Source organism: Nonomuraea sp. NPDC050394 (assembly GCF_044459065.1).
GTDB lineage: Bacteria > Actinomycetota > Actinomycetes > Streptosporangiales > Streptosporangiaceae > Nonomuraea.
In genome coordinates, this window is the sequence record NZ_JBITIO010000034.1 from 14517 (window position 1) to 37671 (window position 23155).

Sequence of the window (23155 nt, forward strand, 5' to 3'; positions counted from 1 at the left end):
GTCAAGTCAACGTCACTCTCAGTTGCCACCTTGACACGCTGAGATAACCGTGCCTTCTGACGTGCGCAGATGTCCCTCGCCCGTGTAAATCCACTTAGTTGACGTCAATTCCGGCAGCCCCATCGGGCCACGCGCGTGCAGCTTCTGGGTGGAGATCCCGATCTCGGCGCCGAACCCGAACTCGCCCCCGTCGGTGAACCTGGTCGAGGCGTTGACCGCCACGGCCGCCGAGTCGACGAGCGCCACGAACCGGCGGGCGGCCCGCTGCGACCGGGTGACGATCGCGTCGGTGTGGCCGGAGCCGTACTTCCTGATGTGCGCCACCGCGTCCTCCAGCGAGCCGACGACGGCGGCGGCGATGTCCAGCGAGAGGTACTCGGCGTAGAAGTCCTCCTCGATCGCGGCCACCACGCCGGGATGGGCGGCCACCCGCTCGTCTCCGTGGACGGTCACGCCCTCCTCCGCCAGCCGCGCCAGCGCCTTGGGCAGGAACTCCGCCGCCACGTCGGCGTGGACGAGGAACGTCTCGGCCGCGTTGCAGACCGACGGCCGCTGCGCCTTGGAGTTGACCAGGATGTCGAGCGCCAGGTCCAGATCGGCCTCGGCGTCGACGTACACGTGGCAGTTGCCGACCCCGGTCTCGATCACCGGCACCGTCGACTCCTCGACCACCGAGTTGATCAGGGACGCGCCGCCCCGCGGGATCAGCACGTCGACCAGCCCGCGCGCCCGCATGAGCTCCTTGACCGACTCGCGCGTCTGCCCCGGCACCAGTTGCACCGCGCCCGACGGCACCTCGGTGGCCTCCAGCGCCTCCTGCATGATCCGCACCAGCGCCGTGTTGGAGTCATAAGCGCTCGACGAGCCGCGCAGCAGTACGGCGTTGCCGCTCTTGAGGCAGAGCGCCGCGGCGTCCACGGTCACGTTGGGCCGGCCCTCGTAGATGATGCCGATCACGCCCATCGGAACCCGGACCTGGCGCAGTTCGAGCCCATTGGGCAGCGTGCTGCCGCGCAGCACCTCGCCGACCGGATCGGGCAGGTCGGCCACCTGCCGGACGGCCTCGGCGATGGCCTCCACCCGCTTCACGTCCAGCCGCAGCCGGTCGATCATCGCCTCGGAGGTGCCCTGCCCGCGGGCCCGCTCCACGTCCTTGGCATTGGCCTCGACGATCTGCGCTGCCTGCTCGACAAGCGCGTCGGCGATCGCGCGCAACGCCCGGTCCTTCGGCGCCCGCGGCAGCGGGGCCAGCTCGGCGGCGGCCTCTCGTGCCGCATGGGCCACCTTCAGGAACTCATCGGACATCGCACGCTCCATTCGCTACTGGTGAGCCTCCAGTATGACGATGTCGTCGCGGTGAATCAGCTCGCGTTCATATTCCGGACCGAGCTCGCTGCCCAGCTCCCGCGTCGAACGCCCCAGCAGCCCGGGGATCTCCACAGCGTCGAAGTTCACCAGGCCACGGGCCACCACCCGCCCGCGCGGCCCGCACAGGTCGACCGGATCTCCGGCGGAGAAGTCGCCCTCGACGGAGGTCACACCCGCGGGAAGCAGCGACTTGCGCCGCGTGACGATCGCCTCGACGGCGCCGTCGTCCAGATGCAGCCGCCCGCGACCGGTCGTGGCGTGGGCCAGCCACAGCAGCCGGGTGCCGGGATGCCGTCCGCCCGGGTGAAAGTACGTGCCCACGTCGGCTCCGGCCAGCGCCTGCGCGGCGTGGGCCGCGGCGGTCAGCACGACGGGAATCCCCGCCCCGGTCGCGATCTTGGCGGCCTGGACCTTGGTGATCATCCCGCCGGTCCCGACGGCCGCGCCGTTCCTGCCCAGCTCGACGCCCACCAGATCCTCCGGCCCGCGGATCTCCGCCAGCCGCCGCGAACCCGCCCGGCTCGGCGGCCCGTCATAGAGCGCGTCCACATCGGACAGCAGCACCAGCGCGTCCGCCCTGGTCAGATGGGCCACGAGGGCGGCCAGCCGGTCGTTGTCGCCGAACCGGATCTCGTCGGTGGCCACGGTGTCGTTCTCGTTGACCACCGGCATAATGCCCAGCTCCAGCAGGCGGTTCAGGGTGCGCTGGGCGTTGACGTGGTGAGAGCGCCGCATCATGTCGTCGGCGGTCAGCAGCACCTGCCCCACCCGCAGGCCATAGCGGGCGAACGAGGAGGTATACCGAGCCACCAGCACCCCCTGCCCCACGGACGCGGCGGCCTGCTGCGTGGCGAGATCCCGCGGTCGTACGGCCAGCCCGAGCGGCCCGAGCCCGGCGGCGATGGCCCCCGACGACACCAGCACGATCTGCGCCCCGACCCCACGCCGCGCCGCCAGGACGTCAACGAGCGCGTCGACCCGGTCGACGTCGATGGTGCCTTGGGGGGTGGTCAGCGACGAGGAGCCGACCTTGACGACAACCTTGGACGCGGAACTGATCCGATCTCGCACCCAACGACCCTATCCGAGCCACCCAACTCCCCGCCCGCCAGTATCAGAGCCAGGGCAACAGCCCAGAACACCTGCCCAGCACCCCCAGCAGCACCGCACCACCCCCTCGCCCAGCCACCCGCTCGCCCGGCGCCTGGCCGCCCGCTTGCTTGGTGGCCCGGCCGCTCAGGCCTACCTGGCTTGTCCTGGCCCGGAGCACTCCGACGCTCACCGGGCCACCGGGCCACCAGCCAGCCCACCAGGCGCCGGTCGCTGGTCGCCCCTCGCTGGTCGCTGGTCGCTGGTCGGCGGTCGCTGGTCAAGCATCGCCTGTCCGGCGGGGAAGGCCTTCCGGCCGCGGGACAGGCTCTGCGGGTGGCAGCTCTACTGCCAGCCGGGCAACCGGGCTTGTCGCGCGGGCGACAGCCCCGGTCAGCCGGGCTATCGGGGCTTGTCGCGGTGGGTGCCACGTCCGGCTGCCGGGCGCCGCCCCGGCACCCCGGCCCGCGTCGGCGGGCGGGGGTGGGGGCGGCTTGCCGTAACGGATAGAAATGCTTGCCGTAACGGATAGAAATGGAAGGATCAGGCGAAGCGGGAATCTGACCCACGAGGCCCCTGGCGGGCGGATTCCGCGGAAAGGGTCGGCTGCCAGTCGAAGATGTAGCCGCCTTCCATGGAGCCGATGATCACCTCGGCGCCCGTGACCGCCCCCGCCTTGGCCAGGGCTTCCTCGACGCCGAGCCGCTCCAGGCGGTCGGCCAGGTACCCGACGGCCTCGTCGTTGGTGAAGTCGGTCTGGCGGATCCAGCGTTCCGGCTTCTCGCCGGTGACCTGGAACTGGTTCTCGCTGACCTTACGCACGCTGAACCCGGTCTCGCCGAGCTGCTTGGGCCGGATGACCAGCCGGGTGGGCTCCTCGATCGGCTTCTGGGCGCGGGCCGCGGCGACCCACTCGCCCATCGCGAACGTCAGCTCACGCAGGCCGTCATGCGTGGCCGCCGAGATGACGAAGACGCGCAGGCCCTTGGCTTCGAACTCGGCGCGTACCATCTCGGCCAGTTCGCGCGCGTCCGGCACGTCGGCCTTGTTGAGGACGACCATGCGGGGCCGGTCGTCCAGCTTGCCGTAGGCGACCAGTTCGGCCTCGATGACCTCGTAGTCGGTGATCGGGTCGCGTCCCGGCTCCAAGGTGGCGCAGTCGATGACGTGGACGAGCATGTCGCACCGCTCCACGTGCCGCAAGAACTCGTGCCCGAGCCCCTTGCCCTGCGAGGCCCCCGGAATGAGCCCGGGTACGTCGGCGACGGTGAAGATGGTCTCCCCCGCCGTGACCACGCCGAGGTTGGGGATCAGCGTAGTGAACGGATAGTCCGCGATCTTGGGCCGAGCGGCGGACAACGCCGCGATCAGCGACGACTTCCCCGCACTGGGGAACCCGACAAGCGCCACATCCGCGACACTCTTGAGCTCCAGCATCACGTCCAGCCCGTCACCGGGCTCCCCGAGCAGCGCGAACCCGGGCGCCTTCCGCTTGGTACTGGCCAGAGCCGCGTTCCCAAGCCCGCCGTGCCCGCCCTCGGCGATCACGTACCGGGTCCCGGCCCCCACGAGGTCGACCAGCACCTCGCCGGTGTCGGCGTCCTTGACCACGGTCCCATTGGGCACCGTGAGCACCACGTCGCCGCCGTTCGCCCCGTCCCGGTTGGACCCCTGCCCCTGCTTGCCGTTGTCCGCCTTGCGATGCGGCCGCCGGTGATACTCGAGCAGGGTGGCGGTGTTGGGATCGACCTCAAGGATCACGTCCCCGCCCCGCCCGCCGTTGCCCCCGTCGGGCCCGCCGAGCGGCTTGAACTTCTCCCGGTGGATGGAGGCGCAGCCGTTCCCTCCGTCACCGGCCCTGACATGCAGAACCACCTGGTCCACGAAGTCCGGCATTACCGCCCCTTACTCCCACGTGCTCCCGAACGGAACACAAATCCATCTTCCCAGCTCAATCCCACACCCAGCCCGCCCGGCACCGAGCCCCACCCGCCCCTCAACCCACAAAGGCCAACCGCCCCACCCGGCCCGCCACACCCGACGCCGTGACATCCGACGCCGTGACTCCGGTGCGGTGACATCCGGTGCGGTGGCCTCGGGTCCTGTCACGTCGTACGCCCTGCACCACGACGCCCAGGCCATCGCCCTGTCCAGCGCCGTGAGGCCCCGAGCTTGTCCGGCGCCGCGCGGCGAGAAGCCGTGCGGCGGAACCCGGCGCCGCAGGTACGGCGCTCAGCCGAGCCACGGTACCCGCCCAGCACACCGCCGTTACGGCGGGCACCACGTCCGACGTGAGAAGCGATCCCCACGATCGGCGCGAGCCCACGACGGCGGGTGGCGGGAGGCTGGCTTGCCGTAACCCAAAAGCACCCAAACCCAGAAGCACCCAAACCCAGAAGCACCAAACCCCGGCCAACAGCACCGCAGCCAAAAGCACCAGAAGGCCAACAGCACCAAAGGAACGAAGAGCCCCTGGAACGCCTAAAGGGGCGGGTCAATGGACCCACCCCTTAGGAACGTCAGTCGGCGTTGATTTACTCCGCGACCGGAACGATGCTCACCGCACGACGCCCGCGCTTGCGCCCGAACTGCACGTGCCCCGCAGCCAGCGCGAACAGCGTGTCATCGCCCCCACGCCCGACGTTGTCGCCAGGGTGGAAGTGGGTGCCGCGCTGGCGGACGATGATCTCGCCCGCGTTGACCAGCTGGCCGCCGAACCGCTTGACGCCGAGCCGCTGTGCGTTGGAGTCACGGCCGTTCCGGGTGGACGACGCGCCCTTCTTGTGTGCCATCTCGCAAAACTCCCGTGACTCAGGCCTGGTTGATGCCGGTGATCTTCACCTGGGTGTACCGCTGACGGTGACCCTGGCGCTTCTTGTAACCGGTCTTGTTCTTGTACTTGAGGATGCGGATCTTGGGGCCCTTGGTCTCACCGAGAATCTCGGCGCTCACCAGGAACTTGCCCGCCTCCGTGGTCACATCGCCGTCGTTGACGACGAGCACCGTCGGCAGCGAAACCGAAGAGCCGACCTCGCCGGCGACCTTGTCCACCTCGAGGACGTCACCGACGGAGACCTTCTGCTGCCTGCCGCCGCAACGAACGATCGCGTACACCGCGGAACCCTTCTACTGTCTGCTTGTGGTCACCGATCACATCGGCCACCACCGAATGCTGCGCCCAGCACTCGGAACCTGTCGGGAAAACCGACGATCCGAGAGGCGCGCGAACAGGGCGCGCCGCTGGACGCACCGATTGACTAGGGTACCGGATGAGCGGTGCCCTGGTCGAACCGGACGGATCGACGGACTGTCAACCGAGGAGCGCTCCCTGGCGGGAGCGCCTGGCTACTCGGCCGACTTGGCTCGGCGGGAGCGTCGCCGCCCCCTGCCAGAAGTCTGGTTCGCCTGGTCATCCTCGGATGGGACGTCGTCAAGCGCACCGGTCACAGTATCACGGTTCCCGGCTCCGGAAGCCGCGGAGACCTTGTCCGCGACCGCCTTCTCGACCGCCATCTTGCCCTGCGTGCCCCGCGGCTCCGGCTTGGACTCGACCGGCTCCGTGGAGACGATCAGGCCGCGGCCGTTGCAGCAGTCACACGGCGTCGAGAACGCCTCCAGCAGCCCCTGGCCGACCCGCTTACGCGTCATCTGGACCAGGCCCAGCGAGGTCACCTCGGCCACCTGGTGCTTGGTACGGTCGCGGGCCAGGCACTCCAGCAACCGGCGCAGCACCAGGTCGCGGTTGGACTCCAGCACCATGTCGATGAAGTCGATCACGATGATGCCGCCGATGTCGCGCAGCCGTAGCTGCCGCACGATCTCCTCGGCCGCCTCCAGGTTGTTCCTGGTGACCGTCTCCTCCAGGTTGCCGCCCTGGCCGGTGAACTTGCCGGTGTTGACGTCGACGACGGTCATCGCCTCGGTGCGGTCGATGACCAGGGAGCCGCCGCTGGGCAGCCACACCTTGCGCTCCAGCGCCTTGCCCAGCTGCTCGTCGATCCGGTAGGACTCGAAGACGTCGGTCTCCTCCTCCCACCGGTTCAGGCGGTCGGCCAGGTGCGGGGCGACGTACTTGACGTACTCGTCGACCGTCTCCCACGCCTCCTCGCCCTGGACCACGAGCGAGGTGAAGTCCTCGTTGAAGACGTCGCGCACGACGCGGATCGTCAGGTCGGGCTCGGCCGACAGCAGCTCCGGCGGGCTCGCGGACTTGGCCTTCTTCTGGATGGCCTCCCACTGCGCCGACAACCTGGACACGTCGCGGGCCAGCTCGTCCTCGGAGGCGCCCTCGGCGGCCGTGCGGACGATGACGCCGGCGTTCTCCGGCATGACCTTCTTGAGGATGCTCTTGAGCCGCGTGCGCTCCTTGTCGGGCAGCTTGCGGCTGATGCCGGTCATCGAACCGTCCGGGACGTACACGAGGTAACGGCCGGGAAGGCTGATCTGCGACGTCAGGCGGGCGCCCTTGTGGCCGATCGGGTCCTTGGTGACCTGCACCAGCACCGACTGGCCGGACTTCAGCGCCGCCTCGATGCGCTTGGGCTGGCCCTCCAGCCCGGCGGTGTCGAAGTTGACCTCGCCGGCGTACAGGACGGCGTTGCGGCCCTTGCCGATGTCGACGAAGGCGGCCTCCATCGACGGCAGCACGTTCTGGACCTTGCCCAGGTAGACGTTGCCGACGTAGGACTGGCTGGCCTCGCGGTTGACGTAGTGCTCGACCAGGATGCCGTCTTCCAGCACCGCGATCTGGGTGCGGTCGCCCTGCCGGCGCACCACCATCATCCGGTCGACGGACTCGCGCCTGGCGAGGAACTCGGACTCGGTGATGATCGGCGGACGCCGGCGGCCGAGCTCGCGGCCCTCGCGGCGGCGCTGCTTCTTGGCCTCCAGGCGGGTGGAGCCGCGCACGCTCTGCACGCCGTCGCCGGCGGTGTCGAGCGCGGCGGCCCGGCCGGAGCGCGGCGCGCGGATGCGCACCACGGTGTTCGGCGGGTCGTCGCTGGCCGGCTCGGGCTGCTCGTCGGAGCCGCGGCGACGGCGACGGCGACGGCGGCGGGAGCTGGAGGCCTCCTCTTCCTGGGAGTCGTCCTCGCCCTGCTCCTCGTCGTCGTCCTGCTCGTCGTCGGAGTCGTCGGAGTCGTCACGCTCGCGGGCCTTGCCCCGTCCGCGGCCGCCACGACGGCGGCGACGGCGACGGCCGCCGCTCTCGTCCTCGTTGTCGGCATCGCCGTCGGTGTCGGTGTCGAGCTCCGCGTCGGTGTCGGTGTCGGCGCTCTCCTCGACCACCTCGGCCACGACGGGCTCCGGCTCGGGACGGCGGGGCGCCACCGGCTGCGCCTGACTGGGGTCGGGCGCCTGGAACAGCGGGGCGAAGATCGCCGCCGGCCGTTCGAAGGACGCGCCGCCCTGCTCCATGCGCCGCGCGGTCAGCCCGAACGGGTCGGCCAGCAGGTTGGGCTGGTCCTCGTCGAGGTCCTCGCCGGCGGGCTCGTCGTCGAGCGGCTCGACCTCGGGCAGCTCGTCCAGCACCTCGGCCTCGACGACGGGTGCGGCCTCGGCCACGACCGTCTCGACCGCGGTCTCGACCGGGCTCTCCGGCTCCTCCTCGGCCTTCTTGCGCGTACGCCGCGTCCGCTTGACCGGTGCGGCGGCCTCCTCCTCGACCGCCTCGGCCTCGGCCTTGGCGGCCTTGGCGGTACGCCGTGTCCGCTTGACCGGCGCCTCCTCCGCGGGAGCGCTCCCGAGGGCGGCAGCCGTACTCGCGGGAACATCCTCGACCTCGGGCGGCGGCCCGGCGGCACGGCGCGAAACCCGCTTGGGCTTCTCGTCCGCGACCGGCTCCTCGCCTTCCTCGTCCTTCTTGGTACGGCGGCGCGTCGCCGTCGCCGTGGACCGGGTTCTGGCGGCCCGCTTGGGCTGCTCGACGGCCTCGGCCACGGCCTCCTCGGCCGGGCTGGTCACCTGACCGGCGGGCACCGTCAGCACGGATGGCGCGGCCTCCTCCGGTAGTTCCGGAGGCGGCCCTGCCGGCCGGGCTGCCCGGCGCGGCTTGGTTGTGGGCTGATCTTCAGTTGTCTCCCCGTCGGGGCCGTTGGCCCCGCCGTTGGGCTCGTTCTCGAGCATGCGGGCGCTCTCCCGTCAGCTCCCGGGCGCGTCGCCGCGCCGCGCAGGAGCCCTCGTGTCTCGTTGTCCGCCCCCGCCCCGTATGGGGTGTTGGCGCCAAGTCCTGTCAGCGGATACGCCTGGCGGGCCGCCAGGCGGTTCCTATCCGGCGGCGTGCTCGCCCGCCGGTCCCGCTTCGCCGCCGCGCGTGATGTCGCGGTCAAGGTCGAACGGGTCGGCAGGCCCACCGGACGCGTCCAGCGGCCCCTGCGCCAGCCTGGTTACCTCGGGGGGAACCGGCGGCGCGAAGTCGGCCACAAGGCGCAATCCTGTGAGCACGTCGTCGGGTCGAACGGCAGGAGTCACGTGCCGAACAACCATGCGCAGTATGACACACGACTGTCCGGGCACCTGAGCTGCGGTTCTCTCCGTTCCCTCGGAGATCTCAAGCATCCGCACCGCCTCCCGCGCGTCGAAGCGGCGGGGGCCTTTCTTCGTGAGGCGCTCAACCTCGACGGTGCCGGCGGCGAGGAACTTCTCCACCGCCACGCCGGCCAGCTCGCGATCCGCGCCGGGCAACCGCAGCTCCCACGTGGAGACCTCCAGGCGATCGGCCAGGCCACCGGAGCGCGCTTCGACCACTTCGAGCACGTCGAGACCGGGTGGCAGGGAAGCGTCCAGGTCGGCGCGGATCCGTCCGGGATCACACGGCTCCGTGACACCGATCTCAAGGTATTCGGCCTCGCTGGCGACGCCGGTCGGCGCCGCGCCCGCGTAGGAGATCTTGGGGTGGGGCGAGAAGCCCGCGCTGAAGGCAACCGGGATGCCGGCACGGCGGACCGCCCTCTCGACGGCCCGCGAGATGTCGCGGTGGCTGGTGAAGCGCAGGCGGCCGCGCTTGGCGTAGCGGACGCGAAGCCGCTGCACCGTGGGCGCGGGCGGTGGCCCGTCGGGAACAGGTTTCAGAGCGTTGCGTCCTTCCCGTGTCAGAGTTTCCTCCTCACAGGATAAGCCGCATCGCGCGGAGACTGTACGCGCTGTTCTCTATGCGCGCCGATGTTGGTAGCTCTCCGTTATGGCTTTCGTCCAGAGTTACGGCGAAGCCATCCCCACGCCACCCGCCGACGTGGGCGGGCGCCGATCATGGGGATCGCTTCCCACGTCGGACATACAGCCCGCCGTCACGGCGAAACCTTGACCCAATTCCGTGGCCCGTCCGGCCGCCCGCGCGTGTCGCGTCACACCACGGTGAGCGGCAGAAGCTTCTTCCCGGTCGGCCCGATCTGGATCTCGGTTCCCATCGTCGGGCAGACGCCGCAGTCGTAGCACGGCGTCCAGCGGCAGTCCTCGACCTCGGTCTCGTTGACCGCCTCCTGCCAGTCCTGCCACAGCCACTCGCGGTCGAGCCCGGCGTCGAGGTGGTCCCACGGCAGGACCTCGTTCTCCTCGCGCTCACGGGTGGTGTACCAGCCGACGTCCACGCCCGCCTTGGCCGCGCCGGCCATCCACCGGTCGTAGGAGAAGTGCTCGCTCCACCCGTCGAAGCGCCCGCCGTCCTCCCAGACGGCCCTGATGACGGCGCCGACCCGGCGGTCGCCGCGCGAGAGCAGGCCCTCGACGATGGACGGCTTGCCGTCGTGGTAGCGGAAGCCGATGGCCCGCCCGTACTGGCGGTCGTTTCTGACGACGTCGCGCAGCTCCTTGAGCCGCCGGTCGACGGTCTCGTGGTCGGCCTGGGCGGCCCACTGGAACGGCGTGTGCGGCTTGGGCACGAAGCCGCCGATGGAGACGGTGCAGCGGATGTCGCGCGAGCCGGTGGCCTCGCGACCGGCCTGGATCACCTTCTTGGCCAGGTCGGCGATGCCGAGCACGTCCTCGTCCCGCTCGGTGGGCAGCCCGCACATGAAGTAGAGCTTGACCTGCCGCCAGCCCTGGGAGTAGGCGGTGGTGACGGTGCGGATGAGGTCTTCCTCGCTGACCATCTTGTTGATCACCTTGCGCATGCGCTCGGAACCGCCTTCGGGGGCGAAGGTCAGCCCGGAGCGGCGGCCGTTGCGGGAGAACTCGTTGGCCAGGTCGATGTTGAACGCGTCGACGCGGGTGGAGGGCAGCGACAGCGAGGTGTTGGTGCCCTCGTAGCGGTCGGCCAGGCCCTTGGCGACCGCGCCGATCTCCGAGTGGTCGGCCGACGACAGCGACAGCAGGCCGACCTCGTTGAAGCCGGACTCCTTGATGCCGTTGTCGACCATGGCGCCGATCGTGGTGATCGAGCGCTCGCGGACCGGTCGGGTGATCATGCCGGCCTGGCAGAAGCGGCAGCCGCGCGTGCAGCCGCGGAAGATCTCCACGCTGAACCGCTCGTGAACCGTCTCGGCCAGCGGGACCAGCGGCTTCTTCGGGTAGGGCCACTCGTCGAGGTCCATGACGGTGTGCTTGTGGACACGCCAGGGCACCTCTGGCCGGTTGGGCGCCACGCGCTTGATGCGGCCGTCGGGGTGGTAGTCCACGTCGTAGAACCTGGGCACGTAGACGCCGCCGGACTCGGCCAGGCGCATCAGCAGCTCGTCGCGGCCGCCGGGGCTGCCCTCGTGCTTCCACTCGCGGATGACCTCGCTGATGGCGATGGCGATCTGCTCGCCGTCGCCCAGCACGGCCGCGTCGAGGAAGTCGGCGATCGGCTCGGGGTTGAAGGCGGCGTGCCCGCCGGCCAGCACGATCGGGTCGTCCTCGCCGCGCTCGGCCGCCAGCAGCGGGATGCCGGCCAGATCGAGCGCGGTCAGCATGTTGGTGTAGCCGAGCTCGGTGGAGAAGGAGACGCCGAGCACGTCGAAGGCGCGCACCGGGCGGTGCCCGTCGACGGTGAACTGCGGCACGCCGTGCTCGCGCATCAGCGCCTCCAGGTCGGGCCAGACCGAGTAGGTGCGCTCGGCCAGGGTCTGGGGCAGCTCGTTGAGGATCTCGTAGAGGATCGCCACGCCCTGGTTGGGCAGCCCCACCTCGTAGGCGTCCGGGTACATCAGCGCCCAGCGCACGTCCGCCTCGTCCCAGTCCTTGACCGTCGAGTTGAGCTCACCGCCGACATACTGAATCGGCTTCTGCACTCTGGGCAGCAGCGCTTCCAGGCGTGGGAAAATCGACTCGACAGACATGGGTCCAAGCCTATCCGCGCTCAGACGGTGGCAGGGCCCTGGATGTCGATGTCGTTTCCGCTCATGACGAGGACGCGGTGGTTCTCGTAACAGGTCAGCTCGACGGCGATGACGCCGCTGGCGAGATTGTGCAGGGCGACGACGTGGCTGGCGGGAAGCAGGAAGCGGTCCCCGCACTCGTCGCAGTAGGCCACGAACATACTTCTAATTAAACGCCTGTTCCCTGATCCTTATCGCCTGTAGCAGCCCGATTGCGATGAGATTCGCGAAGGTCGCGGTGCCGCCGTAGGAGACGAAGGGCAGCGGGAGCCCGGTGATGGGCATGATGCCGACGGTCATCCCGATGTTGACGAAGGTCTGGAAGGCCAGCCAGCACACGATCGTGCCGGCGACCAGCGTCCCGAATCGGTCCTCGCACTGCCGGGCGATCTTCAGCCCGCGGATCAGCACCACGCCGAGCAGCGCCACCACGGTCACCGAGCCGAGGAAGCCGAACTCCTCGCCGGCGACGGTGAAGATGAAGTCGGTGTGCTGCTCGGGCACGAAGCGCCCGGTCGTCTGCCCGCCGTCCAGCAGCCCCTTGCCGAACACCTGGCCGGAGCCGATCGCGATGAGCGCCTGCGTGGAGTTGTAGCCGACGCCGCGCGGGTCCACGCTCGGGTCGATGAAGGCGGTGAACCGCGCCACCTGGTACGGCTCCAGCAGATCCAGCATCCACACCGCCACGGCCCCCGCAACCGAGGTGAGCACGAGCAGGATCATCCACCGCTTGCGCACCCCGGCGATCACCAGCCCGCCCACGGCGATCACCGCCAGCACCAGCGTGGTGCCGAGGTCCGGCTGGAGCATGACGAGCCCCATCGAGATCGCCGCCATGACCACCACGAACAGCATGTCCAGCCCGCGTGGCCGATCAGTGCCCTCCGCCGGTTGGGCCAGCAGCATCGACAACATCAGCACCAGCCCGAGCTTGGCGAACTCCGACGGCTGCACCGCGAACCCGCCGCCCAGCATGATCCACGAGTGTGACCCGTTGACCGTGGTGCCGAGCGGCGTGACCACGAGGGCCAGCCCGACGAGCGTCACCAGGTAGACCACGGGCGCGTACGCGCGCAGCAGCCGGTGGTCGATCATCGCCACCGCCCCGCACAGCGCCGCGCCGATGGCCAGGTTCAGCACGTGCTTCTTGACCAGCCCGGTCGAACCCGGCGCCCACGTGCGCGTGGACGACCACACCAGCAGCGTGCCGATCACGCACAACGCCGCGACCGAGACCAGCAGCACCCCGTCGAGCCGCCACACGGTCGACTGCGCGCCCACGGCGCGGGTGGTGAACGAGCGCCGCCTGGCCGGCAGCGTGCGGTCCGTCATCGGGTGACCGTCCCGTCCCGCGCGATCATCGGCAGCTTGGAGACGGGTTTCCCGTCCGGCAGCGCGGCCGGCTGTTTGATCCCGTAGATGCCCTCATAGATCTCCCGTACGGCCGGCGCCGCCGTGGACCCGCCCATCCCGCCCTGCGAGACCATGGCGACCACGACGAACCGCGGCTTCTCGGTGGGCGCGAACGAGGCGAACCAGGAGGTGTCCTCCTTGCCCCACACCTCCGCGGTGCCGGTCTTGCCGCCGATGCGCACCTGGTCCATGGGGAACCCGCTGAAGGCCCCGGCCGCGGTGCCGTCGGAGGCGACCTGGCTGAGCGCGTTCTTGATGTAGGCGCGTTCCTTCTCGCTGATCGGCAGCTTGCCGGTGACCGGCGGGTCGATGCGCTGGACCAGCGTGCCGTCCGGCCGTACCCTCGCCCAGGCCACGCGCGGACTGCGCAGCTTGCCGTCGCTGACCAGCGCGGCGTAGGCGGCGGCGAGCTGCAGCGGCGTGACCAGCACGTCGCCCTGCCCGATGGAGAAGTTGGCGGCGTCACCGGGACGCAGCAGGTAGCCCTCGACGCAGTTCTCGTAGGCCAGGCGCTTGAGGAAGGCGGCCCGTGAGGCGCTCTTCACCTCGGGGTAGCCGGTGCGCGAGCGCTTGCAGTTGTCGGCGCTGGTCTGGCCCCAGAGGTCCTTCTTCCAGTCGCGGTCCGGGATGCGCCCGGCCGACTCGCCCGGCAGGTCGATCCCGGTGGGCCTGCCGAAGCCGAAGGCCCTGGCGGTGTTCTCGAAGGGCTGGCGGGGCGGCTTCTTCGGGTGCAGCCCGCCATCCTTGATCCACTGCTCGTAGGAGGACTTGTAGAAGATCGTGTCGCAGGACTTGACCAGCGCCGTGTGCAGGGTGAGCGTGCCCAGCCCGATGCCGCGGAAGTTGTTGAACGGCCGGTCGCCCACCATGTACGACCCCGGGCAGCCGTAGATCCCGTTCAGCGGGTAGCCGGAGCGCAGCATGGCCGCCACCGAGGAGACCTTGAACGTCGAGCCGGGCGCGAACGTCCCCTTGATCGCCCGCGACACCAGCGGCCGCCCCGCCTTGTCCGACAGCAGGTCCTGGTACTCCTTCTCGGAGATCCCGCCTGTCCAGATCGCCGGGTTGTAGCCGGGCGCGCTGGCCAGCGCCACCACCCGCCCGGTACGCGCGTCGAGCACCACCCCGGCCGCGCCGTCCGCCTTGGGCGCCCGCTTCATGGCCCCGTCGAGCGCCTTCTCCACGATGGCCTGCACGCGCCCGTCGATACTGGTGATCAACGTGTCCCCGGAGACCGGCGCCACCTGCTGCTCCACCCCGATGACCTTGCCGAGCCTGTCCACCTGGACCCGGCGCAGCCCCGGCTTGCCCCGCAACGCCTCGTCATAGACGGACTCCAGCCCGTCCCGCCCCACCAGGTCGACACCCGAGAAGGACGCCTTGAGCCCGTCGCGCTTCTCCAGCTCCTCCTGCGTGACCGGCTGCAGGTACCCGACCAGCTGCGCCGCCGCCTTGCCGTGCGGATACTCCCTGACCGCCTGCACCTCCGCGGTCACCCCCGGGAACTCCTCCTGCCGCTCCAGAATCTGCAGCGCCTCACGCGTGCTGACCGTCTCGTCGATCGGAATCGGCTGGTACGGCGAGCCCGGCCAGCACGGCCTGGTCACCCCCGGCCCGCACGACCGGATCCGCTTCTCCAGCAGCTTGACCGGCCGGCCCAGCACGGCGGCGAGCTTCTCCAGCACCTCCTGGCCGCCGCGCGGCATGCGCGTGAGCGAGGTCCGGTCCACGGAGACGACCAGCGCGGTGCGGTTACGCACCAGCGGCCGGCCCGCGGCGTCCAGAATCTGCCCCCGCACCGACGGCACCACCACGCCGCGTGTCCTGGTCTCGGCCGCCGCCGAGACGTACTCGATCCCGCGTACCACCTGGACCTGCCACAGGCGCACGGCCAGCACCGCGATCAGCGTGACGACCAGCACGTTCAGCACGACCAGCCGGGTTCTCATCCTGCTCATACCGCATACCTCGGCTGCTTCCCCCGGGTCACCGCCCAGATCACCACCGGCGCCGCGACCAGCGTGTAGACCACCGTGACCGGCGCCTTGACGGCCACCGCCGCCAGTGTCACCCCCTGCTCGCCGACCAGCCCGCCGACGACCGCGGCCAGCAGCGGCGCCGCCAGGATGCAGGCCACCACCGTCGGCACCACGCCGCCCAGCCCGCGCCCCGCCAGGAACCCGACGACCGTGAGCACGAAGGCGTACTCCCCCGCCACGTGCGCCGTCGGCGGCACCACGTCCACCAGCAGCCCCGAGCAGAACCCGATCGCCGCCCCCATCGCGGGCCCGCGCATCATGGCCACCCCGACGACCGCGAGCAGCACCAGGTCCGGCATCCCGCCGCCGGGCAGCGGCAGCCGGTTGACCACGATGAGCTGCAGCAGCACCGCCACCACGACGACCAGGCCCGCGATCATCGCGCGCTCGCCCTCGCCGGCAGCACCGCGTCGCGCGGGTCCCGCTTGGGCGCCTGGACCACCACCCCGACCACGTCCAGCGCGGTCAGATCGGCATACGGACGCGCGTACGCGATGCGGGTCAGCTCACCCGGCGTCGCCTCGACCCGCTCGATCACCCCGACGGGCACCCCCGGCACGTATGGCATGCCGCGCTGCGACCCGAAGCTGACCAGCCGGGCGCCCCGGTTGATCGGCGCGGTCGAGTCGAGCAGCCGGAACCGCACCAGCCGCCCGTTCTCCCCCACGCCGTGCACGACGCCGATCTCGTTGCCGCCCTCCACCCGCGCGCCGGTGGCAGAGGCGGGATCGCTGAGCAGCACCACCGTGGAGGTGGTCGCCGCCGCCCTGATCACCCGGCCGACCAGCCCGTCGGCGTTGAGCACGGTCATCTCGGCGCGTACGCCGTCGTCGGTGCCCGCGTCGATCTCGACGGCCTCCTCGAAGCCCGGCTGCCCGCGCCTGGCCACGACGTTGGCCGTCACCACCTTGTAGCCGCCCGTCCCCGCCAGCCCCAGCAACCGCCGCAGCTCCGCCGAGCGCGAGGCGTCGAGCCGCCCGGCCGCGATCTGGGCGCGCAGGCGCGCGTTGTCCGCCTCAAGACGCTCGATGTCCTCCTGGGCGCCGGGGGCGTTGGCCAGCGCCTGAATGAGGCCGGTCACCGGGCTGGCCAGCGTGGTGGCGGCCTCCTCGGCGGTGCCGAAGGCCCAGGATCCCGCCGACCTGAGCGCCGTGAACGGCGAGCCGTCACCGGTGCGGTGGTCGACCGTCACGAGCACGAGCGCCGCCGTCAGCAGCAGTCCTAGGATGAGCCGGGCGCGGCGCGTGTCCTTCATCAGTGCCGCGACTCCGGAACGAGCACCTGCTGGAGCGCCTCGAACTCCTCGACGCACTTGCCGGAGCCGAGCGCGACCGAGTCGAGCGCGTTCTCCACCAGATGGACGGGCATGCCGGTCTCGGCCTTGATCCGCTCGTCCATCCCCTTGAGCAGGGCCCCGCCGCCGGTGAGAGCGATGCCGCGATCCATGAGATCGCCGGACAACTCCGGCGGGCACTTGTCGAGCGTCGTCTTCACCGCGTCGACGATGGCGTTGACCGGCTCCTCGGTGGCCTTCCTGATCTCCTCGGCGGACACCACGATCGTCTTCGGCAACCCGCTGACCAGATCGCGCCCCCGGATCTCCGCATGGCACTCGTCGGAGGTCGGGCACGCCGACCCGATCGCCATCTTGATCTCCTCGGCGGTGCGCTCACCGAGCATCAGCGAGAACTCCTTCTTGGCGAAGGTGATCACCGCCTGGTCGAGCTCGTCACCGCCCACCCTGATCGACTGGCTGGTCACGACGCCGCCCATCGAGATGATGGCCACCTCGGTCGTGCCGCCGCCGATGTCGACGACCATGTTCCCGGTCGGCTCGTGAACCGGCAGCCCGGCGCCGATCGCGGCCGCCATGGGCTCCTCGACGATATAGACCTTCCTGGCCCCCGCCTGGTAGCCCGCCTCCTTCACCGCCCGCTGCTCAACACCGGTGATGCCGCTGGGCACCGCGATGATGATGCGCGGCTTGGCGAAGTGGCGGCGCTTGTGGACGCGCTGGATGAAGTAGCGCAACATGCGCTCGGTGACGTCGAAGTCGGCGATCACGCCGTCCTTGAGCGGGCGCACGGCGACGATGTTGCCGGGCGTCCGCCCGATCATGCGCTTGGCCTCGATGCCCACCGCGACGATCTTGCCGGTCGTCGTGTTGATGGCCACGACGGACGGCTCGTTGAGCACGATGCCCCGGCCGCGCACGTAGACCAACGTGTTGGCGGTGCCGAGGTCGACCGCCATGTCGCGGCCGAGAAAGGCGAGCTTGCTGCCCATGGGGAACGGAGCCTTCCGTAACGTCCTTCACTGATGACTACGGATCGCATTCGAATCGTAACGTGACGTACCCACCGGTGAGCGCAATGAGCACCACCGTCCCAGAAAAATCTTGCGTACCTCCGGTATCGCCCTCTTTACCCCATCAGCCCTCGATAGCCCCCACCCCAAGACCGATATAGCCAGCCATCACCCGCTTTTGACACCCACTCCCAACCACCAACTCCACACACCCCCAACCCAAGCCAAAACCCCAGAACACCCCATCCACCCAACCCACCCACCCAGCACCCACCCCGGACACACCCCACGCATCCCGCTCCAGACACACTCCACACCCCACACCCCACGCACCCCACACCCCACGCACCCCACACCCCACGCACCCCACACCCCACGCACCCCCCAGGCACACTCCACACCCCACACACCCCGCCCAGACGCCACCGCCCACACCTCCTCCGCACCTCCTTGGGACCACCTCACCCAGCCCTGCCCACCCCACGGCCCCAGGAGCGCTTTCAGGCGCCGCGCGGCGGGACGTGGTGCGGTGGAGCCCGGCGCCCCTCCACGGTGCTCAGCCAGGCCACGGCGTCCGGCCAGACGTGCTTTGTAGCGGCGAGCACCCCGTCCGACTGCCGGCCGCTCGGAAGAGGCCGCCGGCCCACGACGGCGGTCGGCGGTATGGGGGCTTGCCGTAACCCAGAAACACCCCGAACACCCGGAGCACCCCGAGCCCCCCAGCGCCCCCAACGCCGGAAAGACGAAAGCGCCCACACAGACGGAGCTGTGCGGGCGCGAAACGGGCAGAGTGCCCGAGCCGGGACCTGAAGAGGCGCCGGGTGGGAGGCTAGAAGCGGTCCGGGAAGAAGATCTTGATCTCCCGGGCGGCCGACTCCGGCGAGTCGGACCCGTGGACGACGTTCTCGCCGATCTCCAGCGCGTGGTCGCCGCGGATCGTGCCGGGAGCGGACTTGACCGGGTCGGTCAGCCCCGCCAGCGCCCGGAACGCCTCGACCGCACGCGGCCCCTCCAGCACCAGCGCCACGAGCGGCGCCGAGGTGATGAACTCCACCAGCTCGCCGAAGAACGGCCGCTCGGAGTGCTCGGCGTAGTGGGCCTTGGCGGTGTCGACGTCGAGCGTGCGCAGGTCCATGGCGACGACCTTGAGGCCCTTGCGCTCCACGCGGGCGATCACGTCACCGATGAGGCCACGCTTCACCCCGTCAGGCTTGATCAGGACAAGAGTGCGCTCGGACACGTGAGGTTCTCCTTTGAACGGATTCTTTGGGGGCGAGCATCAGCTTTCGCTCCGCGAGTCCGCATCACGAGACGGTCTCCGTCCTCGCGTAGCGGCGACGCGGCACAGCTTACCGTCCCGCGACGGTTCCCCTGCTCTCGCGGCGCTCAGGGCCGCTCATTGTCCTCGGGCGACTGCGCGGGCGGCGGCACCGCGGGCGACGGCCCGTCGCGCTCACCGGCCACCCGGGCGGGATCAGCCGTCTCCGGCGAGTCACCGTTGACCGGCGTGGGCAGCACGACTCGAGGGATCTCCCCGGTGGGCCGATCCCCCTCATCCAGCTCCGCCGCATCCGGCACACCCTCGACCACGCCAGCAGGCGCAGCCTCAACGACGCCCGCGCCATCCCGCTCCACCTCAGCATCCGAGCCGTCCCGCTCCACCTGAGCAGCACCCGAGCCGTCCCGCTCTTCCTCAGCAGCACCCGAGCCGTCCCGCTCTTCCTCAGCAGCGCCCGCGTCACCCCGCTCCGCCCCAGCAGCGCTCGTCTCATCCGAACCCGTCTCGGCGGCATCAATCTCACTTCGAGCGTCCGCCACCACGAAGGCCTCAATGCCCGGCTGCTCCTCCACACCTGACACCTCGTCACGAGGCTCACCGCCAGAAGCCTCCGCCCCATCCGGTACGGCACCGCCCACCGCGGACCCGTCACCATCCTCACCGGCCCCGCCCGACCGCCGAGCCAGCAACGCGCCCAGCACGATCACCGCCACCGTCAGGAACCCGCCGATCAGCGCCCACGTGTGCAACGCCTCGACGAACGCGTCCACGATCCCCTGGGCCGACCGCTGCCCGCGCAGCATCATGACCTGGACCCCGGTCCCGAGCAGGTACCCGGACAGCACCCCCGGAAAGCACAACGCCAGCCCGAACAGCGCCACGCCCACACTCGTCTGCCGAAGCGCCGCGGTCAGCGCCACCGCGGCCCCGACGGCCATGAGGGTGAACGGCACCACCAGCACCGTCCCCTCCGCCGCCGGCACCATGAGCCGCACCATGGCCAGCCCCAGCACGACCAGCAGCAACCCGGCGGGCGCCAGCCACCGCAGAGCGGACCCGCCGAACAACGCCACTCCGGCCCCGGCCGCGACCGCCAGCACCGCGGCCACCACGAACGGCAGCCACAACCCCTTCAGCCCAGGCCCGCCCAGCCCGCCCATCTCCACATATGTCACCTGCGCCACGGTCGGCAGCAGCACGACCCCGATCGCGACGAACGTGTAGGCCAGCGTCCGGCTCTCACTGGTCCCGATCGTGGCCAGGGCCAGCAGCGCCGCGATGGACAACACGGCCACCAGCACCACCAGCCCGGCCTTCCAGTCCTGGCTGGCCGTACTGATGGCGAGAACCGCGATGCCCGCGGCGGGAACGGCCGCCAGCAGCAACCGGCTGCGTTCCCTGGCCCGGGGCGTCGGCGACGCGCTCTCACCCTGCAGCAACCAGACCAGCAGGTACGCCGCCGCGAGGCCCAGCGCGATCCCGGTCAGCAGCGGGTACGGCTGGAGCGTGACCTGCCAACGGTCGACCTGGTGAAGCGGCCACAGCGCGAGCGCCTGGGCGGTCAGGAGGCTGACGGCCAGCATGCCGGCCCACACCGCGCGTACCACCGGCGGACGTCCCCATGCGGCCACCAGCGTGGCGGGGATCAGCACGCCCGCGCCGACACCGTGGAGCACGCGCAGCACGCCCACCATGAACGAGGTGCCCGCGTAGCCGCCGGCCGCGTCGGCCGCGGCCAGCAGGGCGAGCCCGGCGACAAGCACGTAGGTGACCGGCATGCGGCGCAGCGCCACGGCGGCCAGCGGGACGGTCAGCATCATCGCCGGAAGGGCGAGCCCGTGCGCGCGCATCAGCCCGACCCGGTCGATCTCCGCCGGCAGCAGATCGGCGACGACGGAGACGGTGTTGGGGATCGCGATGATCGCCAGCGGCAGGGCCGCCACGATGAGCAGCCCGAGCACGAGGTCGAGCAGCCACGGGAACTTCGCGCCTGCGGTGGGCCCGGCGGCAGCCGCGTTCGGGGACCGCTGGATTGGGGGGACGGCCATGTAGGCCGACTTTAGCGGGAAGTCACGCCCTCGACACGGCGAGCGACGAATATCGCGGTGATCCACAGAGCCGCGAAGATCGCGCCGAGGAAGAACATCATGGACACAAGGAACCCCGTGGCGATCGCCAAGACCTGCACCAGGCTGCCGACCACGTACCCGACAGGCCGCTTGAGCAGCCCGATCGCCACGATGCACAGCACCCCCAGCCCAAGCCCCGCCACCATGGCCAGCGCCGGCGTGACACCACTCACCGTAATCGCCACGGGCGTAATCAGCCCGGCCATGATCGCTTCCATCCCGAGCACACTGGCACCCAGCCTGCGCATGCCCGGCGTGACGACGAAACTCACCTCACACCCCTCTCACCGGCACAACCGCCCCACCACAGGGTACGGCTCGCGCCGCCGGTCAACCCGGCGGCAGCCGTACCGGAACAGGCGGGGCAGGTCACTGGCCGTCCACCTTCAGCAGGTACCGCGCGTCACCGGCCGTGATCACCGAACCCGTGATCAGCACGCCGGTCCCGCTGAACTCGCCCTCCGCGTCCGCGATCCCGATGCCGCGGTCGATGGCCTCGTCGAGACGGTCCACCACATGCACCCGATCGGCACCGAAGTATTCCTCGGCCAGCGCCCCCAGCTCCTCCGGCGGCATGGAGCGCGGCGAGGAGTTGCGGGTCACGATGATCTCCTCCAGCACGGGCTCCAGGAGGTCGAGGATCGTGGCGACGTCCTTGTCCCGCATGACCGCGACGACCCCGATCACCTTGGCGAAGTCGAACGCCTCGTGCAGCCCGTCGAGCGTGGCCTGCATGCCGCCAGGATTGTGCGCCGCGTCGATGACGACCGTCGGATCCCGGCGCACCACTTCGAGCCGTCCGGGGGATGTCACCTGGGCGAACGCCTGCCGTACCAGCTCGATGCCGAGCGGATCGTCCCCCGCCGTCAGCGCCTCGACGGCCGCCAGCGCGGTGACGGCGTTGCCGGCCTGATGAGCCCCGTACAGCGGAAGATACACATCCTCGTACACCCCCTTGAGCCCGCGCAGGGTGAGCAGCTGCCCGCCCATGGCGATCTCCCGGTTGAGCACCCCGAACTCGAGCCCCTCCCGCGCGACGACCGCCCCGACGTCGGCGGCCCGCCGCATCAACACCTCGGCGGCCTCAAGCTCCTGCTGCGCGAGCACGGTGGTGGAGCCGGCCTTGATGATGCCCGCCTTCTCCCCCGCGATGGACGCGACATCCGGCCCCAGCCGCTCGGTATGGTCCAGCGAGATGGGCGTGATGATGTTCACCTGCCCGTCGGCGACGTTGGTGGCATCCCACGTGCCACCCATCCCCGTCTCGACGACTGCCACGTCCACCGGAGTATCCGCGAACGCCGCGAACGCCATCGCCGTCAGCAACTCAAAGAACTGGATCCGCCGCCCCGTGGTGTCATTCAACTCCACATAAGGCGCGATCTCCTCATACACCTCAGCGAACCGCTCCTCACTCAACGGCTCGCCATCCACGCAGATCCGCTCACGCATCGACACCAGGTGCGGACTCGTGAACCTCCCCACCCGAAGGTTCCGCTCCCGCAGCAGCGCCTCAACCATCCTCGCCGTACTGGTCTTACCGTTGGTGCCGGCAATATGCACGACAGGGTACGCCCGCTGGGGCGAGCCGAGCAGATCCAAGAGAGCCGCGATCCGGTCCAGGGTCGGCTCGAACTTCCACTCGACGCCCCGCTCCAAGATCGCACGTTCAACCGCACGATAGTCCACCCCCCAACCCTACTGACCACCCCCACCCCCCAGACCACTGACCAGCCAACCACCCCCGACACCCCCGGCCCTTAGGCAAGCGGCGGAGCACAGACCCGGGGTGTGTATCAGAGACAAGCGGCGAGACCGACCCGGTCGCCGTACGCGTTGCGCCGGACACGTCCGCGGGGGTTCTCGCCGTCGCGGCGCTGGACAAGCGTGGGGAGGGGCGACATGCGGGGGTGGGCGGCGTGGGTGGGACGCGAGGTGGGTGGGTGGTTGGGTGGGCGTGCGGTGAGCCCTCGCCGGGGCGGGGTGGGTGAGCCCCGGCAGCCAGGGGGCGTGTGGTGGAGGCGCACACGTGAGAGGGGGCTGGCCCGCACGGGTAGACCCGCAACGCAACGCAAAAAGGGGCTATCCCACGACGGTGGGACGGCCCCTCGGAACGCGAAGAAGGGGCCCGACCGGATTGGTTGGGCCCCTTCTTGTGCAGTTTTGTGCGGCGGTGACCTACTCTCCCACACCCTCCCGAGTGCAGTACCATCGGCGCTGGGAAGCTTAACTTCCGGGTTC

At 70.3% G+C, this 23155-nt stretch carries 18 protein-coding genes; all 18 read right to left on the bottom strand.

Features of this window, described 5'->3' with window-relative positions; genetic code table 11:
- Window positions 1-18: 18 nt before the first annotated feature.
- Window positions 19-1305, bottom strand: a complete 1287-nt coding sequence (locus ACIBKY_RS54640) for a glutamate-5-semialdehyde dehydrogenase (protein ID WP_397110525.1) — start codon at window positions 1303-1305, stop codon at window positions 19-21.
- 15 nt (window positions 1306-1320) lie between these two features.
- Entirely contained in the window at window positions 1321-2439 is a 1119-nt protein-coding gene (gene proB, locus ACIBKY_RS54645) for a glutamate 5-kinase (protein ID WP_397110527.1), read from the bottom strand.
- 561 nt (window positions 2440-3000) lie between these two features.
- A complete protein-coding gene (gene obgE / locus ACIBKY_RS54650; RefSeq protein ID WP_397110529.1) occupies window positions 3001-4353 on the bottom strand; it encodes a GTPase ObgE in 1353 nt (450 codons plus the stop codon).
- A 638-nt stretch (window positions 4354-4991) separates the two neighbouring features.
- Window positions 4992-5249, bottom strand: a complete 258-nt coding sequence (rpmA, locus tag ACIBKY_RS54655; RefSeq protein ID WP_184973142.1) for a 50S ribosomal protein L27 — start codon at window positions 5247-5249, stop codon at window positions 4992-4994.
- 19 nt (window positions 5250-5268) lie between these two features.
- A complete protein-coding gene (gene rplU / locus ACIBKY_RS54660) occupies window positions 5269-5571 on the bottom strand; it encodes a 50S ribosomal protein L21 (protein WP_183647442.1) in 303 nt (100 codons plus the stop codon).
- 231 nt (window positions 5572-5802) lie between these two features.
- Window positions 5803-8580, bottom strand: coding sequence for an Rne/Rng family ribonuclease (locus tag ACIBKY_RS54665; protein ID WP_397110531.1), 2778 nt, complete (start codon window positions 8578-8580; stop codon window positions 5803-5805).
- A gap of 141 nt (window positions 8581-8721) precedes the next feature.
- The gene (locus tag ACIBKY_RS54670; RefSeq protein WP_379619176.1) at window positions 8722-9486 is read right to left on the bottom strand and encodes a TIGR03936 family radical SAM-associated protein; all 765 of its coding nucleotides are present in this window, start codon (window positions 9484-9486) and stop codon (window positions 8722-8724) included.
- A gap of 311 nt (window positions 9487-9797) precedes the next feature.
- Window positions 9798-11708 (bottom strand): TIGR03960 family B12-binding radical SAM protein, encoded by a 1911-nt coding sequence (locus ACIBKY_RS54675; RefSeq protein WP_397110533.1) that lies wholly within the window; start codon window positions 11706-11708, stop codon window positions 9798-9800.
- 20 nt (window positions 11709-11728) lie between these two features.
- Window positions 11729-11908: a hypothetical protein gene (locus tag ACIBKY_RS54680; protein ID WP_397110535.1), complete on the bottom strand. Its 180-nt coding sequence runs from the start codon at window positions 11906-11908 to the stop codon at window positions 11729-11731.
- Between the two features lie 4 nt (window positions 11909-11912).
- Complete coding sequence (rodA, locus tag ACIBKY_RS54685) at window positions 11913-13079, bottom strand: rod shape-determining protein RodA (protein ID WP_397110537.1); 1167 nt, start codon at window positions 13077-13079, stop codon at window positions 11913-11915.
- Window positions 13076-15118, bottom strand: a complete 2043-nt coding sequence (gene mrdA / locus ACIBKY_RS54690) for a penicillin-binding protein 2 (protein WP_397110539.1) — start codon at window positions 15116-15118, stop codon at window positions 13076-13078. The genes rodA and mrdA overlap by 4 nt, the downstream gene beginning before the upstream one ends.
- Window positions 15115-15579 carry a rod shape-determining protein MreD gene (mreD, locus tag ACIBKY_RS54695; RefSeq protein WP_397110541.1) on the bottom strand — a complete coding sequence of 155 codons (465 nt, stop codon included), beginning with the start codon at window positions 15577-15579 and terminating at the stop codon, window positions 15115-15117. Before mreD ends, mrdA begins: the two co-directional genes overlap by 4 nt.
- Complete coding sequence (gene mreC, locus ACIBKY_RS54700) at window positions 15576-16454, bottom strand: rod shape-determining protein MreC (protein ID WP_397110543.1); 879 nt, start codon at window positions 16452-16454, stop codon at window positions 15576-15578. Before mreC ends, mreD begins: the two co-directional genes overlap by 4 nt.
- Window positions 16454-17485: a rod shape-determining protein gene (locus ACIBKY_RS54705; protein WP_397110545.1), complete on the bottom strand. Its 1032-nt coding sequence runs from the start codon at window positions 17483-17485 to the stop codon at window positions 16454-16456. The genes mreC and ACIBKY_RS54705 overlap by 1 nt, the downstream gene beginning before the upstream one ends.
- An 850-nt stretch (window positions 17486-18335) precedes the next feature.
- A complete protein-coding gene (ndk, locus tag ACIBKY_RS54710; protein ID WP_157246518.1) occupies window positions 18336-18746 on the bottom strand; it encodes a nucleoside-diphosphate kinase in 411 nt (136 codons plus the stop codon).
- A 146-nt stretch (window positions 18747-18892) separates the two neighbouring features.
- Window positions 18893-20833 (bottom strand): hypothetical protein, encoded by a 1941-nt coding sequence (locus ACIBKY_RS54715; protein WP_397110547.1) that lies wholly within the window; start codon window positions 20831-20833, stop codon window positions 18893-18895.
- A gap of 11 nt (window positions 20834-20844) precedes the next feature.
- Window positions 20845-21186 (bottom strand): DUF4233 domain-containing protein, encoded by a 342-nt coding sequence (locus ACIBKY_RS54720; RefSeq protein WP_397110549.1) that lies wholly within the window; start codon window positions 21184-21186, stop codon window positions 20845-20847.
- Between the two features lie 97 nt (window positions 21187-21283).
- The gene (locus ACIBKY_RS54725) at window positions 21284-22603 is read right to left on the bottom strand and encodes a bifunctional folylpolyglutamate synthase/dihydrofolate synthase (RefSeq protein WP_397110551.1); all 1320 of its coding nucleotides are present in this window, start codon (window positions 22601-22603) and stop codon (window positions 21284-21286) included.
- Window positions 22604-23155: the final 552 nt, after the last annotated feature.

What these genes read in the sequence shown, in the direction of transcription:
- ACIBKY_RS54680 (WP_397110535.1), bottom strand. Translation starts at nt 11,908, where the DNA reads ATGTTCGTGGCCTACTGCGACGAGTGCGGGGACCGCTTCCTGCTTCCC.
- ACIBKY_RS54640 (WP_397110525.1), bottom strand. Translation starts at nt 1,305, where the DNA reads ATGTCCGATGAGTTCCTGAAGGTGGCCCATGCGGCACGAGAGGCCGCC.
- rpmA (WP_184973142.1), bottom strand. Translation starts at nt 5,249, where the DNA reads ATGGCACACAAGAAGGGCGCGTCGTCCACCCGGAACGGCCGTGACTCC.
- obgE (WP_397110529.1), bottom strand. Translation starts at nt 4,353, where the DNA reads ATGCCGGACTTCGTGGACCAGGTGGTTCTGCATGTCAGGGCCGGTGAC.
- ACIBKY_RS54705 (WP_397110545.1), bottom strand. Translation starts at nt 17,485, where the DNA reads ATGGGCAGCAAGCTCGCCTTTCTCGGCCGCGACATGGCGGTCGACCTC.
- ACIBKY_RS54665 (WP_397110531.1), bottom strand. Translation starts at nt 8,580, where the DNA reads ATGCTCGAGAACGAGCCCAACGGCGGGGCCAACGGCCCCGACGGGGAG.
- ACIBKY_RS54715 (WP_397110547.1), bottom strand. Translation starts at nt 20,833, where the DNA reads ATGGCCGTCCCCCCAATCCAGCGGTCCCCGAACGCGGCTGCCGCCGGG.
- ACIBKY_RS54675 (WP_397110533.1), bottom strand. Translation starts at nt 11,708, where the DNA reads ATGTCTGTCGAGTCGATTTTCCCACGCCTGGAAGCGCTGCTGCCCAGA.
- rodA (WP_397110537.1), bottom strand. Translation starts at nt 13,079, where the DNA reads ATGACGGACCGCACGCTGCCGGCCAGGCGGCGCTCGTTCACCACCCGC.
- mreD (WP_397110541.1), bottom strand. Translation starts at nt 15,579, where the DNA reads ATGATCGCGGGCCTGGTCGTCGTGGTGGCGGTGCTGCTGCAGCTCATC.
- mrdA (WP_397110539.1), bottom strand. Translation starts at nt 15,118, where the DNA reads ATGAGCAGGATGAGAACCCGGCTGGTCGTGCTGAACGTGCTGGTCGTC.
- mreC (WP_397110543.1), bottom strand. Translation starts at nt 16,454, where the DNA reads ATGAAGGACACGCGCCGCGCCCGGCTCATCCTAGGACTGCTGCTGACG.